Annotated in this window: 19 protein-coding genes; 7 read left to right on the top strand and 12 right to left on the bottom strand. The window is 55.6% G+C overall.

Going from position 1 to position 17,461, the window contains the following annotated elements:
• The first annotated feature begins 50 nt into the window (after positions 1-50).
• Both IM295_RS09550 and IM295_RS09545 read left to right on the top strand, forming a co-directional pair.
• On the top strand, positions 51-3,314 hold the full coding sequence (locus IM295_RS09550) for a type I restriction endonuclease subunit R (RefSeq protein WP_193066605.1): 3,264 nt from the start codon (positions 51-53) through the stop codon (positions 3,312-3,314).
• A gap of 63 nt (positions 3,315-3,377) precedes the next feature.
• Complete coding sequence (locus tag IM295_RS09545) at positions 3,378-4,310, top strand: hypothetical protein (protein ID WP_193066604.1); 933 nt, start codon at positions 3,378-3,380, stop codon at positions 4,308-4,310.
• 59 nt (positions 4,311-4,369) lie between these two features.
• Here the strand turns inward: IM295_RS09545 and tssD are convergent, their stop codons facing one another.
• Genes tssD through IM295_RS09530 form a run of 3 tightly spaced genes read right to left on the bottom strand, consistent with a single transcriptional unit; the run spans position 4,370 to position 5,736 of the window.
• Positions 4,370-4,861, bottom strand: a complete 492-nt coding sequence (tssD, locus tag IM295_RS09540; protein ID WP_193066603.1) for a type VI secretion system tube protein TssD — start codon at positions 4,859-4,861, stop codon at positions 4,370-4,372.
• Positions 4,862-5,374: a hypothetical protein gene (locus tag IM295_RS09535; protein WP_193066602.1), complete on the bottom strand. Its 513-nt coding sequence runs from the start codon at positions 5,372-5,374 to the stop codon at positions 4,862-4,864.
• Positions 5,374-5,736, bottom strand: a complete 363-nt coding sequence (locus IM295_RS09530; RefSeq protein ID WP_136486957.1) for a tlde1 domain-containing protein — start codon at positions 5,734-5,736, stop codon at positions 5,374-5,376. Before IM295_RS09530 ends, IM295_RS09535 begins: the two co-directional genes overlap by 1 nt.
• Before the next feature lie 241 nt (positions 5,737-5,977).
• On the opposite strand from IM295_RS09530, the gene IM295_RS09525 reads away from it, so the two are divergent.
• Positions 5,978-7,255, top strand: a complete 1,278-nt coding sequence (locus tag IM295_RS09525; RefSeq protein ID WP_028015387.1) for a DUF445 domain-containing protein — start codon at positions 5,978-5,980, stop codon at positions 7,253-7,255.
• On the opposite strand, the gene IM295_RS09520 is transcribed toward IM295_RS09525, so the two are convergent.
• Positions 7,236-8,099, bottom strand: a complete 864-nt coding sequence (locus IM295_RS09520; protein WP_193066601.1) for a LysR substrate-binding domain-containing protein — start codon at positions 8,097-8,099, stop codon at positions 7,236-7,238. The genes IM295_RS09525 and IM295_RS09520 overlap by 20 nt on opposite strands.
• A gap of 97 nt (positions 8,100-8,196) precedes the next feature.
• Between IM295_RS09520 and IM295_RS09515 the strand changes: the two genes are divergently transcribed.
• Both IM295_RS09515 and IM295_RS09510 read left to right on the top strand, forming a co-directional pair.
• Positions 8,197-8,505 (top strand): carboxymuconolactone decarboxylase family protein, encoded by a 309-nt coding sequence (locus IM295_RS09515; protein ID WP_193066600.1) that lies wholly within the window; start codon positions 8,197-8,199, stop codon positions 8,503-8,505.
• Entirely contained in the window at positions 8,505-8,885 is a 381-nt protein-coding gene (locus IM295_RS09510) for a tautomerase family protein (RefSeq protein WP_193066599.1), read from the top strand. Before IM295_RS09515 ends, IM295_RS09510 begins: the two co-directional genes overlap by 1 nt.
• On the opposite strand, the gene IM295_RS09505 is transcribed toward IM295_RS09510, so the two are convergent.
• The 7 genes from IM295_RS09505 to IM295_RS09475 all read right to left on the bottom strand — a co-directional run bounded on the left by IM295_RS09505 (position 8,876) and on the right by IM295_RS09475 (position 14,483).
• Complete coding sequence (locus IM295_RS09505; protein WP_193066598.1) at positions 8,876-9,940, bottom strand: DUF2955 domain-containing protein; 1,065 nt, start codon at positions 9,938-9,940, stop codon at positions 8,876-8,878. The two genes, IM295_RS09510 and IM295_RS09505, sit on opposite strands and share 10 nt — an antisense overlap.
• Complete coding sequence (locus tag IM295_RS09500; RefSeq protein ID WP_193066671.1) at positions 9,930-10,997, bottom strand: HlyD family secretion protein; 1,068 nt, start codon at positions 10,995-10,997, stop codon at positions 9,930-9,932. The genes IM295_RS09505 and IM295_RS09500 overlap by 11 nt, the downstream gene beginning before the upstream one ends.
• Complete coding sequence (locus IM295_RS09495; protein WP_028015381.1) at positions 10,994-11,464, bottom strand: MarR family winged helix-turn-helix transcriptional regulator; 471 nt, start codon at positions 11,462-11,464, stop codon at positions 10,994-10,996. Before IM295_RS09495 ends, IM295_RS09500 begins: the two co-directional genes overlap by 4 nt.
• Positions 11,465-11,613: 149 nt before the next feature.
• Positions 11,614-12,309 (bottom strand): helix-turn-helix transcriptional regulator, encoded by a 696-nt coding sequence (locus tag IM295_RS09490; protein WP_193066597.1) that lies wholly within the window; start codon positions 12,307-12,309, stop codon positions 11,614-11,616.
• Entirely contained in the window at positions 12,284-12,679 is a 396-nt protein-coding gene (locus IM295_RS09485) for an amino acid-binding protein (RefSeq protein WP_028015379.1), read from the bottom strand. Before IM295_RS09485 ends, IM295_RS09490 begins: the two co-directional genes overlap by 26 nt.
• On the bottom strand, positions 12,672-12,995 hold the full coding sequence (locus IM295_RS09480; RefSeq protein WP_028015378.1) for an antibiotic biosynthesis monooxygenase: 324 nt from the start codon (positions 12,993-12,995) through the stop codon (positions 12,672-12,674). Before IM295_RS09480 ends, IM295_RS09485 begins: the two co-directional genes overlap by 8 nt.
• A 75-nt stretch (positions 12,996-13,070) precedes the next feature.
• Positions 13,071-14,483 (bottom strand): aldehyde dehydrogenase family protein, encoded by a 1,413-nt coding sequence (locus IM295_RS09475; protein ID WP_047367259.1) that lies wholly within the window; start codon positions 14,481-14,483, stop codon positions 13,071-13,073.
• Positions 14,484-14,583: 100 nt separating this feature from the next.
• Here IM295_RS09475 and IM295_RS09470 point away from each other — a divergent pair, with 100 nt between their 5' ends.
• Positions 14,584-15,486 carry a LysR family transcriptional regulator gene (locus tag IM295_RS09470; protein WP_193066596.1) on the top strand — a complete coding sequence of 301 codons (903 nt, stop codon included), beginning with the start codon at positions 14,584-14,586 and terminating at the stop codon, positions 15,484-15,486.
• Here the strand turns inward: IM295_RS09470 and IM295_RS09465 are convergent.
• Positions 15,473-15,952 (bottom strand): carboxymuconolactone decarboxylase family protein, encoded by a 480-nt coding sequence (locus tag IM295_RS09465; protein WP_014882392.1) that lies wholly within the window; start codon positions 15,950-15,952, stop codon positions 15,473-15,475. The two genes, IM295_RS09470 and IM295_RS09465, sit on opposite strands and share 14 nt — an antisense overlap.
• A gap of 101 nt (positions 15,953-16,053) precedes the next feature.
• On the opposite strand from IM295_RS09465, the gene IM295_RS09460 reads away from it, so the two are divergent.
• A complete protein-coding gene (locus IM295_RS09460; RefSeq protein ID WP_193066595.1) occupies positions 16,054-17,442 on the top strand; it encodes a PLP-dependent aminotransferase family protein in 1,389 nt (462 codons plus the stop codon).
• Positions 17,443-17,461: the final 19 nt, after the last annotated feature.

Below are 17,461 nucleotides of genomic sequence, written 5' to 3'. Positions count from 1 at the left end.
TCTTACTACAGGAACCCTTACCAGAAAACCAGCCAGGGCCGGAGCGGGATATGCATCTCTCATTCAGTGAAGCGAAGTTAGAACAGGCAATAATTGAACTGTTACAGGAGCAGGGCTACCAGCACCTGGCAGGCGACAATGTGCCGCGTTCCAGCCTCGATCAGGTGATTATTGAAGACGATCTTCACCACTATCTCGCATCCCGCTATCAGGCTGACGGTATTACGGAAGACGAAATCCAGCGGCTGATTAAACAGTTGACCACCCTGCCCGCTTCCGATCTCTACGAAAGCAATAAGATCTTTTGCACCTGGCTGGCCAATGGCTTCCTGTTTAAACGCGACGATCGTCAGCAGAAAGATCTCTATATCGAACTGCTCGATACCCGGCACCTGCCCGCCGCGCTGCGTGAGCTATTCGATAGCGAAGAAGTACCACTGCAACAGGCTGCTGAAACGCCTGCAAACTATCTTATCCAGCCGTTGAACCGCATTAAGATCGTTAATCAGCTGACCATCACCGGCAAAGAAAACCAGCCGCGCATTCCGGATGCCATCCTGTATATCAACGGCCTACCGTTAGTGGTGTTTGAATTTAAAAGCGCGGTGCGAGAGCAGGAAGCCAATATTGGTGATGCGTATAAACAGCTCAGCACCCGCTATCGTCGCGATATTCCGCAGCTGTTTGTTTATAACGCGCTGTGCATCATCAGCGACGGCGTCAATAACCGCATGGGTAACCTTTTTGCGCCTTATGAGTATTTCTACTCCTGGCGTAAAGTCACTGGTAACGAAAACCGAGAGCAGGACGGCATTCCTTCCCTGCACTCAATGATTCAGGGACTATTTCACCCGGTACGCCTGCTGGATGTGATTAAGAACTTTATCTGCTTCCCGGATAAAGCCAAACACGAAGTGAAAATCTGCTGCCGCTATCCGCAGTACTATGCCGCGCGCAAGCTCTACTACAGTATTGAGCGAGCGCGTAAACCTTACGGCAACGGTAAAGGCGGCACCTACTTTGGCGCCACGGGCTGCGGTAAGAGCTACACCATGCAGTTCTTAACCCGCCTGCTGATGAAAAGCGTCGAGTTTTCCAGCCCGACCATCGTGCTAATCACTGACCGTACCGATCTGGACGATCAGCTCTCCACGCAGATGTGTAATGCCAAAAATTATATCGGTGACGATACCGTGGAGCCCGTCACCAGCCGCGACGATCTGCGGGAAAAGCTTGCTGGTCGTAATAGCGGCGGCGTTTTCCTGACCACCATCCATAAATTTACTGAAGACACCGAATTGCTCTCCGAGCGAAGCAACGTTATTTGTATCTCTGACGAAGCGCACCGCAGCCAGGTCAATCTGGATCAGAAAGTGATCGTCGATAAAGAGAGCGGCAAGGTACGCAAGACCTGGGGCTTCGCCAAATATCTGCACGACTCGCTGCCAGCGGCCACTTATGTCGGTTTCACCGGGACGCCTGTAGACGCTACGCTGGATGTCTTCGGCGCGGTAGTGGACAGCTACACCATGACCGAATCCGTTCAGGATGAGATCACGGTACGCATCGTCTATGAAGGCCGTGCTGCAAAAGTGATCCTGGATGCCAGCAAGCTGGAAGAGGTAGAGAAATATTACGAAGAGTGCGCTAACGCGGGCACCAATGAGTGGCAAATTGATGAAAGTAAAAAAGCCAGCGCTACCATGAATGCGATCCTCGGTGATGAGGATCGCCTGAAAGCGCTGGCGGAAGATTTTGCCAAACATTATGAAAAGCGCGTCGCTGAAGGCTCAACGGTGAAAGGTAAGGCAATGTTTGTCTGCGCCAGCCGGGAAATTGCCTGGGATTTGTATCGTCAGTTAAAAGACTGTCGTCCGGCGTGGTTTGAGGTCAAACAGGCCCCTGAAGGGGTTGTGCTTACCGAGCAGGAGCAGAAAGAGCTGCCACCGTCCGAAATGGTCAAGATGGTGATGACGCGAGGTAAAGACGATGATGCCAAACTGTACGACCTGCTGGGCAGCAAAGAGTATCGTAAAGAACTGGATAAACAGTTCAAAAATGCAAAGTCGAATTTCAAAATCGCTATTGTGGTCGATATGTGGCTCACTGGTTTCGACGTCCCGGAACTGGACACTATCTATATCGATAAGCCGCTGCAAAAACATAACCTTATCCAGACCATATCCCGTGTTAACCGCAAGCTGGAAGGAAAAAGCAAAGGCCTGGTGGTGGACTATATCGGCATCAAACGCCAGATGAACCAGGCACTGGCGATGTATTCCCGCATTGATGCCACCAACTTTGAGGACATTCAGCAGTCGGTCATTGAGGTGAAGAACCATCTCGACCTGCTGTCGCAGGTATTCCATGATTTCGACAGCCGCGCTTACTTTACGGGAGAGCCTCAGGCTCAGCTGGCATGTCTGAATCGGGCGGCAGAATTTGTCATGCAAACTCAGAAAATAGAACGTCGCTTTATGGGGCTGGTGAAGCGCCTGAAGGCGGCCTACGATGTCTGCTGCGGCAGCGAAGCGTTATCGCAGGCAGAGCGAGATCGTATCCATTTCTATCTTGCCGTGCGCTCCATCGTCTTTAAGCTGACTAAAGGCGATGCTCCTGACGTTACCCAGATGAACGCCCGCGTTCGAGAGATGATTTCTGACGCATTAAAGGCAGATGGCGTGGAAGAACTATTTTTCTTGGGCGATAAGAAAGCGGAATCGATCGATATTTTCGACGAGGATTATCTGGCGCGTATTAATAAGATCAAGCTGCCCGCAACAAAGATCCAGCTTCTCCAGAAACTGCTGGAGAAAGCCATCAGCGACTTTAAAAAAATTAACCAGCTTCAGGGGATCAACTTCACCCGTCGCTTCCAGTCCATCATGGATAAATATAATGAGCGCCGGGAAGACGACGTGCTGAATGGTGAAGAGTTTGATCACTTCAGTCAGGAAATGACCGACATTATCTATGATATTAAAACCGAAATGGGCACTTATGCAGATTTGGGAATTGATATCGAAGAGAAAGCGTTTTATGACATCCTGGCACATATGCGTGACAAGTATCAGTTTACCTATGAAGACGACAAGATGCTGGCGCTGGCAAAAGAGATGAAAGCAGTGGTTGATAACACGTCAAAGTATCCAGACTGGAGTAAGCGTGATGATATCAAAGCCAAACTTAAAGTTGAGTTAATTCTTTTACTGCATAAACATAAGTTTCCTCCTGTAGCAAACGACGAGGTCTATCTGGGCGTATTGATGCAGGCAGAAAATTTTAAACAAAATATGGGCTCGATAAAAATTTGATATGTCAACTGATTTTGGCAAAGATTCTTCTTCCGGTGCAACAAGGATTATAAGGAGCATATCATGGCCGAAGGATTAAAAATGTTTTACGCGCGTGATGAGCGCAATGTACACTCCCGCATTCCTGTAAAAGATATTAAAGAGAGCGATAGAGAGGGGCTGATATGTGAGTTCTGCCCCGCTAAAATCAGCTGGGTCAAGGCGCACAAACGTAACGGCAAGAACATTTCAGCGTTTTTACGTTTACAGAAAAATGAGGAACATGCATTCAATTGCAAAAACAGCGTCAAATCAGCGATTACTTCTCTTGTAGCCCATTCACAGAATATTGAAGACGGAAAACTTCTCCTCGAAGCGCAAGATTCAGCGTTCATCTTCCGAATGAACGTCCTTATTGAAGCCAGTGCCGCTCTAAGAAAATCCACTTTAACATTAGAGGAAGAATCCGATCCGAAACAGAAAGCTCGTAAGCGAATTCGATATAAGAAAACAGCAAAACATCTCGCTGATTACTTTAACACGGCTACAGGCATTGCCAAAATCAGAGCAAAAATAGAGGAAAGCAGCGATAAGAAAACACTATCTGACCTTGTCAAGATAGATTATAACGGCAAGAAAATTAGCTGGAATGACTTTTTCTATGATGAAGACCGTTATCCCATTCTTTTTAAAAAGGCCGCAAAAATCGCTCATCCTGTCGCAATTCTTATAACGGTTAAAAAAGCGCGAGAACACATTAATAATGAAAGGAATAATTTCTTCGCCCTCAAAGGAGAGGTATGCACACTGGAGCATGAGGATAAAAGCAAAGAGTTTTTCGCACCAGGTTTAACTTGTAACGATGCTACCTTTTTTGAAAACCTCGAACCAAAAGACGAGATTATTGTTGTCGGTAAAGTACGCCCAACAACAAACCACTGGGGTGAAGGGAAAATCTATAAGAATTTGAACTTTACTATTTTTAACAAAAAACAAATCACACGGTTAACAGATTGAAATACATAAATTATTACACTCTGGCAACGGGAAACCATTTGTCTCCCGTTGCAAGTTAATCAAGCCCCTAACCGATAATCCCAGTCATCCGAGTGAATAACGTTACCGTCACGGTAATGCCAGGTAATCTTTTCATAACGAAGCAAAACAAGCTCCAGATGGCCCTGTTTTTCATGATAAGTCTTTTTCACGTCATGCATCAATGAAAACACCGTGACGACCTTCACCGCTTCCAGCGTTATCGTGAAATAGATTTCTTCCTGACCGGCATCATTGATTCTGTACAGGTCGATAGTCGCTTTCCTGAGCGTACCGCCCGTGCTAAGCGCTTTATAGAGAAAAACGCTGGAGGCATCAATTTCCTTTTCAATAAGAAAGGGACGATGCTGGCGTTTACTCAACGCTCTGCCATTATGCAGGTCAGAGTTATAGCATACGTTATGATAGAGTCCTAATACCTTAATTTGGTTTTCACGGTCTTTAACTTTCACGCTCCCTTTTATGATATTACCCGCATCGTCAGTTAATGACATATATCCCGGAATGGCCATTTAAATATCCTTATCGAATGGAACAGAGTGTTCAAGGTTGGCGATCATAACGGCGAGACATCTTTTACCCTTTGGGCTTTTAACCTTAAATATCTCCCTGATTGAATCGACATAAAGCTTATTACTCTCTGCTTCCGTCTCGGGGAAATTGGCAAAAGCGCAGACTTGTTCAATAGTGAGTAACGGTTTATCGTCATTTAAGATTGCTAAAACACCCTCAGGGTTATGCGGGATGGCTTCAGAAAGCGATGCCTTTAAATCTTCAGCCGTACTGGCGTCCACTCCGGGCTCAAGGGCACTCGCCACGGCTAACCATGCCTGAGTTCCTTTACCTATCTCTGGAATGACATGATTCCACCATTCCGACTCACCGCTATCATTAGCATATAACTCTGCTACAACACTTCTTGCACCTTTATCGTTTATCATCTGGATAATCTGCGCAGAAGTGTGGTTTTTGGCAAAGAGAGCCATCGGAGCACATAAGAAGAGCAGTGCAATCATATATTTCATTATCGCACCACCAGTATCGTGTCACCTGAATCATAAATAATATGACGCTTGTCCTGGCCATTCATAATGATGCAGCCTGCTGATGCAGAACCTGGCGGCTGACCTTTTTTATCACCATGAATTTGAAAATGATCTCTACCAAAGGTATTGGTCCCCGCTATAGGCTCAAGAATAATGGACTCAGCACTTTTATGATTATTCCATCCGGCAATAAAATAAATACCTCTGGGAATGGGTCCTCTGTTTCGTTGACTTTCACACTCTGGCTTATCTTTCGATTCACCCGCACCGCTGTAGCAGTTAGCGACAAACACACCATTATGACTCAATATCCCTGTCGAAACTTTATACTCCCATGTCATCAATACCGTCTCCTTTCATGAATAGTCCTTTATCTTATGGCTAATAAGAGCGTTATAATGGCTACGATGGTCACAAAACATCACGTCCAAAATAAATAAGCACAAAAAATATAGAAAAATTAACAATATATAATTTTGATGTATATAATTTTTATATAAAAGCCGTGTGTTCAGGCAGAGATTGCGTCTCCTCCTTACACCAGCTTTGCACTTTTGGTTCACTTGCCTCTATCCTTAACCCATGGAAAAAATCGCTGAACTCAAACGCGCCAAGCTGCTGGCGCTGTCGCTGCTGCTGATTGCCGCCGCGGCCTTTGTCACCACCCTCTTCCTGCCGCAGACCTTCTGGGTGCGCGGCGTCAAAGCCATTGCCGAGGCGGCGATGGTCGGCGCGCTGGCGGACTGGTTTGCCGTCGTCGCGCTGTTCCGCCGGGTTCCCATTCCGTTTATTTCGCGCCATACGGCGATTATCCCGCGCAATAAGGACCGAATCGGCGACAATCTTGGCCAGTTCGTGCAGGAGAAGTTTCTTGATACTCAGTCGCTTGTGGCGCTGATCCGCCGCTATGAGCCAGCGCAGATGATTGGCGCCTGGTTCAGCAAGCCCGACAACGCCCAGCGCGTCGGGCTGCATCTGATGCAGGTGATGAGCGGTTTTCTTGAGTTAACCGACGACGGGCGCATTCAGCGCCTGCTCAAACGCGCGGTGCATAAAGCTATCGACAAGGTCGATTTCACCGAAACCAGCGCCGTCATGCTGGAGAGCATGACCAAAAACAACCGCCATCAGGTACTGCTGGACGCCATCATCAACCGCCTGATTACCCTGATTCAGCGGGAAAGCACGCGGGAGTTTATTGCCGATCAGATCGTCCACTGGCTCAAAACCGAGCATCCGCGCAAGGCGATGGTGCTCCCCACGGAGTGGCTGGGCGATCAAAGCGCGGAGATGGTGTCGAACGCGGTGAACACGCTGCTGGACGATATCAGCCACGACCGCACGCACCAGATCCGTCAGGCGTTCGACCGCGCCACGCTGAAGCTTATCGACAACCTGAAAAACGATCCGGAAATGGCGGCGAAAGCCGACAACATCAAGCACTACCTGAAGAACGATGAGGCGTTTAACCGCTATCTGGGCGAGATGTGGGCTGACCTGCGCCAGTGGCTGAAGGCGGATATGCAGAGCGAGGATTCGCGCGTGAAGCAGCGCATCGCCAACGCCGGACTGTGGTTTGGCGAAACGCTAACAAACGACGCCAGCCTGCGCGCGTCGCTGAACGAGCATCTGGAGCAGGCCGCGCACCGCGTCGCGCCGGATTTCGCCGCGTTCCTGACCCGCCACATCAGCGACACGGTCAAAAGCTGGGACGCCAAAGACATGTCCCGCCAGATTGAGCTGAACATCGGCAAAGACCTGCAGTTCATCCGCGTCAACGGCACGCTGGTGGGCGGGACGATAGGCCTAATCCTGTTCTTACTCTCGCAAGTCCCAACGCTTATCCATTCAGCGTCCTGAGGATCAGCGCCTTCATGCTGGTAATAGCTGCATCGGGGGAGGCGCTCCCCTGATGCAGCGCGATTCCCAGTTCTCCTGCATCTGGCAGCAGGTGGCTGTCGATCCGTAACGTCTCGGGCAGACCAATACGCGTGCGGAGCGTAATACCCAGCCCCGCGCTAACTCCCGCCCACAGCCCGCTCAGGCTATAGCTGGTATAAGCGATACGCCAGGGAATACCTGCGGCATCCAGTGCCGCGATGGCCCGGCTTCGCAGGAGGCAGGGCGCGTCAAACATCACCAGCGGGAGCGGCTCACCTCGTTGCAGAAGGACCTCAATGTCCTCGCGGGACCGGCAAATCCATGCCAGCGGTTCGCTTCGCACGTAGTCGCCTTCTCGACCTTCCTGCCAGACCATCGCCAGATCGAGTTCATTCGCCGCCACGCCGCGCAGCAGCGGCGGGTTGCGATCGACACGTGCCGTCATGCGAAGCTCAGGGTGTTGTCTGTGAAAATCGCCGAGGACCTTCGGCATCACGGACTCGCCAAAGTCCTCCTGCATACCCAGCCGTACCTCGCCCTGAAGCAACTCACCTCTGATAGCCCGGAGCGCTTCATCATTTAATACCAGCATGCGTCGGGCGTAGCTCAGCAGAATTTCACCCTCTCGGGTCAGTGCCAGCGTACGCCCCTGCTTAACGGTCAGAGCCACGCCACACTGCTGCTCCAGCTTTTTTAACTGGGCACTGACCGCAGAGGTGGACCGACACAGCCTGTCCGCCGCCTCGGCAAAACTGGCGGACTGAATCCCCTCCACAAAGCTGCGCAGCGCGTCCAGGTCTAATGCTGAAAAGCGTTTATCCATATCATCCTCATTTTCAGGACATTCAGTCCTGAACATTGCGATTTTATTTATGGTGGCAGCCTGCGAGAGTGATTTCCAGACGACAGGAGGAATAAAAATGAGCACAACACTGAATCTCGACACGCTTGCGCAGGTTTCCCCTAAGCTGGCGGAACTGAGCCAGCAGGTACTTTTTGGCGATATCTGGCAGCGTCCGCAGCTAGCCCCGCGGGATCGCAGTCTGATCACGCTTGCCGCGCTGGCAGCCCTGGGGCGCACCGCGCAGCTTCCCTGGCATATCGGCTTCGCCCGGCAAAACGGCGTGACGGACGACGAAATAGCCGAAGCGTTTACCCATCTGGCGTTTTACGCAGGCTGGCCGGCCGCCGTCAGCGCGCTGAGCAGCCTTGAAGAGGAGAAACAATAATGCCGTTTGTTCGTATCATGACGGGTGACCGCTATAGCGAGATGCAGCAAAAGCAGATCTCGGACATTCTGCACCAGGCGCTGACGGAAACCTTCGCCGTTCCCGCGCAGGACAGATTCCATTTTATTGAATGCTTCGCGGCCGGGGATCGATACATTGATCGGCACTATCTCAGCACGGGCAGAACGGAGGGGGCGATACTGTTTAATATCGTTGCTGGTAAGCCGAGGAGCACTGAACAGAAATCTGCCCTCTACCACCATCTGGCTGCGCAACTGAATGAGAAGATGGGCATTGAAGGTGAAGACGTGATGGTCGTTATCCAGTTTACGGCCGCTGAGGACTGGAGCTTCAGCGGCGGCAAACGCTATCAGCCCTGAATGACGTAGCGCGTGGCGGCGAAACGGTTCAGGATCAAATGCACCAGAAAGACCATCGTCAGCGTCGCCACCAGCGAAAAGGTCACGGAGGTGATGCGATAGAGATCGCTGAACACCAGGTCGCTGTCCGGGTGCATGTTCTGCCCGAACATAATGCCGATGGTCGTGATGCTGGAAAACCCCACGCCCGCGCCCACTTTCTCCATCACGTGCAGCCGCGCGCCAAACGCCAGGCCGAGGCCAATCAGCGGCATCATCAGCAGCATATGGCTGCTGTGATCGTAGAGGATAAGCTGCACCACCAGAATGTAGAGGCAGCCCAGCACTACCCCGACCACGCGCCAGATGGAGCTTATCACCGCGCCGCGGTAGTGCATAGGGAACAGGATCAGAATTCCTGCCATCAGCGCCGAGAGCGAATCGCTTAAGTCGCTAATCTGAAACACCACGAAAATCATCGTCGCGACGCTGCCGGAGAGCAGCGACTCGTGGCGCACGCGGGCGTCGTCTTTCTCAATCAGCGGCGGCGGCTTGCGGGGCTCCACGTCCGGCAGCAGGTAGTTCATCAGCGCACTCAGGCACACCGCCATCACGCTCGCTTCAATGTTGGAAAACAGCAGCGTGTGCCAGTTGGTGGTGGGGTAGCTCATAAAGTTGAGCATTACGCTCTGGCACACAACGCCCATCGAGCCGAACAGGAACAGCGGCCCTTTGCTCATAAAACGAAAACGCATCACGTAAAGAGCAAATACCACCAGCGTCATGATGACCGGCCATTGGGAAAGATAGCCGATGATAATCACCATTTCGACGCAGTTCAGCGATGCGCTGAAGATAAACTGCTTCGCCACGTGGCGGTTAAACACCGGCACCAGCGACAGCAGCATGATCGGATAGACCACGAAAAACACGCCGTAGCTGGTGTTGTAGAAGCTCGATATGCTCAGGGCAATCATCCCGGCAAAAACGATGCGCAGGGTCTGGCGAAAGTCGTTTGCCGTGTAGACGATGTTGCCGTGCGGGGTAAAGACCCGCGCCAGCGTATTAATAGACATAGTGAAGCAGGCTCACCAGGTGGATCTGCATTCCGGAGAAGAAGCGCGCAAACGGCCCTTCGCTGTTGTAGAGCTGCACGGTCGCCCGCGCGCCGGTTGGCAGCGGCTTCGGCAGCGGCTCGTCCAGCGTGACGTGAATGCGCATGCGTTGGGCATCTCGTACCCAGCGGTTTGAGGTCTCCGGCTGGGAGAGCTGGCCGTTAACCGCCTCCTGGCCTGCGAGGATCCCCGCGTCGCTGCTGGCCACGTGGGCGCGGAACACCTGCCCCGGGAAGGCGTCAAACACCACGGCGGCATCGGTGCCCTGACGGGTATGGCGCAGGCTCTTCTCGCGGAAATCGGCCACGATATCGGTCTGGTTGTTTACCAGCGCCAGCGCGGCGGAGCCGGATGAGGCGTAAAAACCGCGGCTTAACTGCAGGTTACTGACCGTGCCGTCCGCCTGGGCGTAGACCTTTGTCCAGCCGAGGTTCAGTTCTGCTTCATCCAGCGCGTTGCGGTATTTTTGCAGCGTCACGTTGCGGTGTTCTTCGCGCTCGCCGCGCTGGATGCGCAGGTTCCGGATGTTGGCCTGAATCGTGCTGACGGACTGCTCGCTGCTCTGCCAGGCGGTGCGGACCTTATCCAGATCCGCCTGCGAGACGTTCTGTAACGTGCTCAGCTTCTGATAGCGTTCGAAGGTCACCTTGTCGTTACGCGCGGTCAGCACCGCGGTTTTCAGGCTGGCCTGCGCGGCGGCGATCTGCGCGTCCAGCTGTTCGTTAGAGAGACGCGCCTGCTCCAGCGCGATTTGCGCCGCTTCCACTTTATTGCGAAACGGCGTGTCGTCGAGCGCAAACAGCAGATCGCCTTTCTTCACCTGGCTGTTGTTGTGGACATGTACCGCCGCCACGTAGCCGGAGACGCGCGGAGAAACCGGCGTCACCACGCGCATGACGGTGGAGTCCGGCGTCAGCGGGATCCAGATATCCGCGACGACAAAATAGATAAACATCAGCAGGAAAGAGGCAATACTCACCCTTACCCAGCGGGCAAATTTTTGTTCAGGGGTCATTATTTTTCGGTCTTGTTGTCTTCTTCGCGGATTGTCCGCAAATTGCAGGCGATTTGATTTAACGTGGCGCTGAAAATCTCGATATGCTCCGGCGCGATGTGTTGCGATACGCGAGCCTGATAGGTCTCAATCACCTGAGTGAGCCTTTTTAAAATGGCTTTTCCCTCAGGCGTCAGCGTCAGAAGCCGGATGCGCTTGTCATAAGGCGATGTGGTGCGCAGCAGGTAACCCTGTTTTTCCAGCTGTGTCAGGGTGCGCATCAGCGGCGGCAGTTCAATACCCTGCACCTCCGCCAGCTCACTCATTGAGACGTTATCCCCGAGCTGATGAAGCTGCATCATCACCGTCCAGCTCGACTGGGTTAAGCCGGTATCGAGAATGGCATCATCGATCACCGCACGCCACTGGCGCACGATCATTGCCATCCGCATGCCCATCGGCCTGCGGCTAAACAGCGCTTCTTCACTCATGGGGAAACCTCTCGTCACACGCGGTCAAGATAATAGTTATCAGGGTAAGTATCAAGAAACGCGAGACGAAAGAGCAGGAATTGCGAAAACGATGTCTCCCTCTCCCTGTGGGAGAGGGTCGGGGTGAGGGCACCAGCCCGCAGTGGAGTTTAGCGGCTAAAATGCCTCCTGACGGCACTTTTTCCCGAAGCCGTCACCACCACCTCCCTGTACCCCGCCTCCCGCTGGATCCACCCTTTGCTTTCCAGATGAATAAGCAGCGCCGCGCCAGCTTCGCCTCCGAGGTGAAACCGCCGCTCGCTCCAGTCCAGACAGGCGCAGCAGGCCTTGCGGCGCGGATGAGCGCTTAACGACACGCCGAGCTTCAGAAACTGCTCCCGGCCATACAGCGTGAGTGCTGAACCGTCTGCCTCCAGCCAGCCTTCCGCCTGCATGAAATCGTAGATCTTTACCGCCACCGCGCCCGCCAGATGATCGTAGCAGGTGCGCGCCTCCCGCATGGCCTTCGGCGCGGTGGTTTCCGGCGGCGCAATGCGGCTCCAGGAGAGCCCCATCATCTGTTCGATCAGCTCCGCCACGTCGTGCCCCGCCAGACGATAGTAGCGGTGCCGCCCCTGAGACAGACAGGTAATCAACTTTCCCTCCACCAGCCGGGCGAGATGCCCGCTGGCGGTCGAGGGGGCGACGTCTGCCGCGGTGCTCAGTTCAGTGGCGGTCCACGCCCGCCCGTCCATCAGCGCACACAGCATCTTCACGCGCGACGGATCGGCCATTGCCGCCGCCACCGCCGCAATGGCCTGCTCCAGCGCCGCGCCGTTATCAGTCGGTAAGCTTGTCTTTAACATGTGCTGCCCAGGGTTCGGTGATTTCTGCAGCCAGCTTATCATCATCCGTCAGCAGAATAAGGTGATTCGCATGGTCGCTGTACTGGGTAAGAACAGACACGCCGCGTGCCGCCAGCGTCGCCGCAATTTCACCCAGCTCGCCGGGACGCGACTGCCTGAGTTTTCTGATCACCGGCTTTCGCACCGCCTGCACGGTAAACCCGGCCTCCACCAGCACGCGGCGGGCTTTTTCCCCGTCCTCCACCAGGAAATGGGCATCGGTACCGAATACGCCGCCCCCCTCAAGCCCTACGCCGTTGCGCCCCAACAGCTGTCCAAAGCGCGCCAGCTCGCCGGGCCCGTCGCGGAAAATCACGTGAACGTCATACATCCGCGCGGCCTCCCGTTTCGGAACTGTACTCCCGCACCAGCTGTGCCACGCGAATACGGTAGAAAGAGAAAATCGACTCCCGCCCTTCGGCCTGCGCCGCCTGATGGAAAACGTTCTGCTTCCAGCGGCGGACGGCCTCTTCATCCCGCCACCAGGAAAGGGAAAGAATTTTGCCGTCGGTCGTCAGGCTCTGGAACCGTTCGATATCGATAAAGCCGTCGATGTCGGCCAGCAAAGGCTTAAGCTCTGCGGCAAGTTGGAGGTAGCGCGCCTGATGGGCAGGCGCGGCTTTGGCTTCGAAAAGGACTGCGATCATGATGGTCTCTCCGCTGTGATGTTGAGGAGAGAATGCAGGATGGAAAAGCACAATGCTTCGGTAAAGAGCGAAGCTTTAGCCCAGAACCGACCTCGGCTCCATAAACGCGCGGATCCCCCACTCGCCCATCTCGCGCCCCACGCCGGAGTGCTTAAACCCGCCGAACGGCGCTTTCGGTTCATGGGCCAGGGTGTTCACCAGCACGCGACCGGAAACAATCTGCTGCGCCACGCGGCGCGCGCGGTCCGCACCGCCCAGCACCACCGCGCTCAGGCCGTAGTCCGTGTCGTTGGCAATGGCAATCGCCTCCGCCTCGTCACGATAGGGAATTACGCACAGAACCGGACCAAAAATCTCGTCGCGGGCAATCGTCATTTGGTTGTTCACGTCGGCAAACAGCGTCGGGCGCACAAACCAGCCGTCCTGCGTGCCTTCCGGCCGCCCCTCGCCGCCCGCCAGCAGGCGCGCCCCCTCTTCGACACCTTTGCGGATATAGCCCTGCACCCGCTGCCACTGCTTTGCGCTGACCATCGGGCCGACGTCCGTTGATTTATCGCGCGGGTCGCCGGAGTTCACCGCCGCCACGGCCTGCGCCAGCGCGGTTTCGATCTCCGCCTTACGCGAGTAAGGCACCAGAATGCGCGTACCGGCCACGCACGCCTGCCCGCTGTTCATAAACCCGGCCTGAATGACAAGCGGGATCGCCTGCGCCAGATCCACGTCATCCAGCAGGATCGTCGGCGATTTCCCGCCTAACTCCAGCGTCACGCGCTTAAAGCTTTCCGCCGCGTTGCGCAGGATCGCCTTGCCGGTATGCGTCGAACCGGTAAACGAGATTTTTGCCACGTCCGGATGGCGGCTGATTGTGTCACCGACCGTCTCACCCCGCCCGGTGACGATGTTAAACACGCCCGGCGGCAGAGCCGCATCGCGCAGCGCTTCGGTGACAATCTGCGTTTGCAGGGCGCTCATTTCGCTCGGCTTGATCACCGCCGTACACCCCGCGGCCAGCGCGGCCGCCAGCTTGCCGCAGATAAATCCTGCGTCGCTGTTCCACGGCGTAATCAGCCCGGCCACGCCAAGCGGCGTCATCTGCACCGTGGCTGCACCCGCAGGGGTGACGAATTCAAACGCCTCCAGCGCCTCAATCGCCTGAGCAATCACCTCCGCCGGATAGCTGGCCATCCACGCCGAGCGCGAGGCGGGCGCGCCGTACTCTTCGATGACCGCTTCCAGCAGATCGTCGTGACGAGCGGCCACGGCGGCGTGCATACGTTTTAGCGCGGCAATGCGCTCCTGCTTTGTCGTCTGCGACCACGCGGGGAACGCCGCTTTTGCCGCCGCAACGGCGCGCGCTGCGTCAACCTCATCCGCCAGGCGTACCTGCCCGATGACCTGCGCCGTCGCCGGGTTGTATAAATCAAACCGTTCGGTGCCGTGCGGGGTAACAAATTCGCCGTTAATAAAGATCTGTTCGATAGTGTGCATATAAACCTCCTCGGGCTGTGTGAGCACAGTCTGGCACGGCTTCTCCGTTGCGATAATCCACGCTATGCTGCAAGGGTTGTTTCGATTTTCAGGATAATCTATGCATCGTTCAGGTCTGACAGAGCTGGAAGTGGTCATGGCGGTGGTGCGGCGCGGCAGCTTTCGCGGCGCGGCGCAGGAGCTCGGCATGTCCGCCACGGCGGTCAGTAACGCCATCGCCGGGCTGGAGAGCCGCCTTGATACCCGCCTCTTTAACCGCACTACCCGCAGCGTGGCGCTCACCGACGCCGGACAGCGCTACGTGGCGCGCGTTGGCCCGGCGCTGCAGGAGATCCGCTTCGCCAGCGAGGAGATCCACAGCGACACCGGGGAACCCGCCGGCACGCTGCGTCTGAACGTGCCGAACCATATCGGCACCCTGTTTCTGGACCAGCTGCTGATCGACTTTATGATCCGCTACCCGAAGATGCGCGTGGAAACCGTCAGCGAAGCGCGCATGATCGACATCGTTGCCGAAGGCTACGACGCGGGGATCCGCCTTGAGGAGTCCGTGCCGCAGGACATGATAGCCGTGCCGCTGACCGGAGAGATCCGCCAGCTGGTGACCGCCACGCCGGACTATTTTGCCCGTCACGGTACTCCGCAGACGCCGGACGATCTGCTTTCGCATCAGGGGATCGGCATGCGCATGGCCCACGGTGGGATCTACCGCTGGGAGCTGGCGCGTCGGGGGGAAACGTACGCCCTTGCCGTACCGCCGCGCTTTGCGACATCCGATCTTTTCGCCTCGATCCGCGCCGTAAAGGCGGGATTAGGGGTAGGATTTTTGCCGGAACTGTATATCCGGGAAGAGCTTGAGCGTGGAGAACTGGTGAGCGTTTTAAACGACTGGGCGCAGCCCTTTGCCGGGCTGCGCCTGTATTACCCCGGCCATCGCCACGTTCCGCCGGGACTGCGGGCGCTGGTGGCGATGATCCGCGAGCGCGGGATTATTCCAGGTTAGCCTTATTCAGCCCGTAAGCCGCGTCCAGCGAGCCGGGCGCCATGCGGGAGGTGATCCCCAGACGGTTCCAGGCGTTGATCGCCACGATGGCGAAGTTCAGCTCTGAAATCTCCACGTCCGAGAAGTGCTCCGCCACGCTGCGGTACAGCGCGTCGCTCACCCCATGAACGCCAATCTGGGTCAGCGCTTCGGTGAAGGCCAGCGCGGCTTTCTCGCGGGCGCTGAACAGCGGGGACTCGCGCCAGGCCGCCAGATGGTACAGGCGCAGCTCGCGTTCCCCGGCGATTTTGGCCTCTTTAGAGTGCATATCCAGACAGAACGTACAGCCGTTCAGCTGCGACACGCGAATGTCGATCAGGTGCTTCAGCGCCGGGTCGATGGAGGTTTTTGCCACCTCCATGCTCAGGGCAGACAGCGCGTTGGCGAGGGCAGGTGTAACTTTATGGTGGTTAACGCGAGTGCTCATTGTCTTTCCTCTTTTTGTGCGGCATGTGCCGTGCGATGAGGTAAATCTACGCCGTTCATGACATAGTAAAAAGATACAAAAAGCGTGAAATGAGGTAGGACATGAAGCCGGGCTATCACGACATTTATACACGCTATCGCGACAACATCACGCGGGGCGTGCTGAAGCCGGGGGATAAGGTACCTGCCATCCGCGTGCTGGCGGAAGAATTGAAGGTGGCGCGCAAAACCGTCGAAACGGCGTACGCCATTCTGACGGGTGAAGGGTATCTGGTGAGCCAGGGCGCGCGCGGCACGCGGGTCAACCCGGATTTACTGCTGCCGGATAACAATGCCCCTGCGGAACAGCCTACCGGCACGCTTCCGGCCTCGCTTATCAGCCAGCGCGAGCGGGCCGGATTTCTGCGCCCCGGCATCCCCGCCCTCGACAGCTTCCCGTATAAAAAATGGCTGCTGCTGGCGGGCCAGGCGACGCGCGCCATGCGTCAGGAGGAGATGCTCAACCCGCCCGTCCTGGGCTGGTATCCGCTGCGCCAGGCCATCGCCAGCTATCTCAATATCTCACGCGGCTTGTCCTGCACCGCCGAACAGGTGCTGATCACCAGCGGCTACAGCGGCAGCCTGCGGCTGATCCTCGACACCCTCGCCAGCCGCAGCGACAAGGTGGTGTTTGAAGATCCGGGCTACTTTATGGGCCAGCAGCTGCTGAAGCGGATCGTGCCGCGCCTGCACACGGCGCCGGTCGATCGCTGCGGCATTGATACGGAATACCTGCTTCGTCACCATCGTGACGCGCGTTTTGCCATCGTCACCCCCTCGCACCAGAGCCCGCTGGCGGTGACGCTCTCCCTGCCACGCAAGCAGCAATTGCTCGACTGGGCCAGCCAGAACGAGGCGTGGATCATCGAAGACGATTACGACGGGGAGTTTCACTACACCCGCAAGGTGCTGCCGTCGCTGAAAAGCCTCGACCAGCACGACCGGGTGATCTTTATGGGCACCTTCAGTAAAACCATCATGCCGTCGCTGCGCATGGGCTACGTGGTGATGCCCGCCAGCACCGTCGGGGCCTTTACCGACTGCGCGGATATCACCACCAGCGGCCAGCCGGTGCTGATGCAGAAGATCCTCACCGCGTTTCTCAACGAAGGGCATTTTTTCCGCCATCTCAAAAAGATGCGTGCGCTGTACCAGACCCGCCGCGACTGGATGATTTCCGCCCTGCGCGAGGTGTATGGCGATCTGTTTTTCACCGAGCAAAACGACGGCGGGATGCATATCGTGGCGTTTCTCACCAAAGGGAGCTGCGACCGGGAAGTGGCCCGCTGCTGGCAGGAACAGCAGTTGCAGGTCAATGCGCTCTCGGAGTGGTATCGCGGGTCGGGCAAACGCTACGGGCTGGTAATGGGCTATAACAACGTGCGGTCGTATCAGGAGGCGCTGGAGCTGCTGGAAAGGCCGAAACGGCATACGCTGGAGATATTACTCTGAATTCAGATATCTGCCCAAT

The organism is Enterobacter cloacae complex sp. P14RS (assembly GCF_014895895.1).
In the GTDB taxonomy this organism is placed as follows: domain Bacteria; phylum Pseudomonadota; class Gammaproteobacteria; order Enterobacterales; family Enterobacteriaceae; genus Enterobacter; species Enterobacter bugandensis.
The sequence above is the reverse complement of the archived record's forward strand: the minus strand, read 5'-3'. Positions and strand labels throughout refer to the sequence as shown.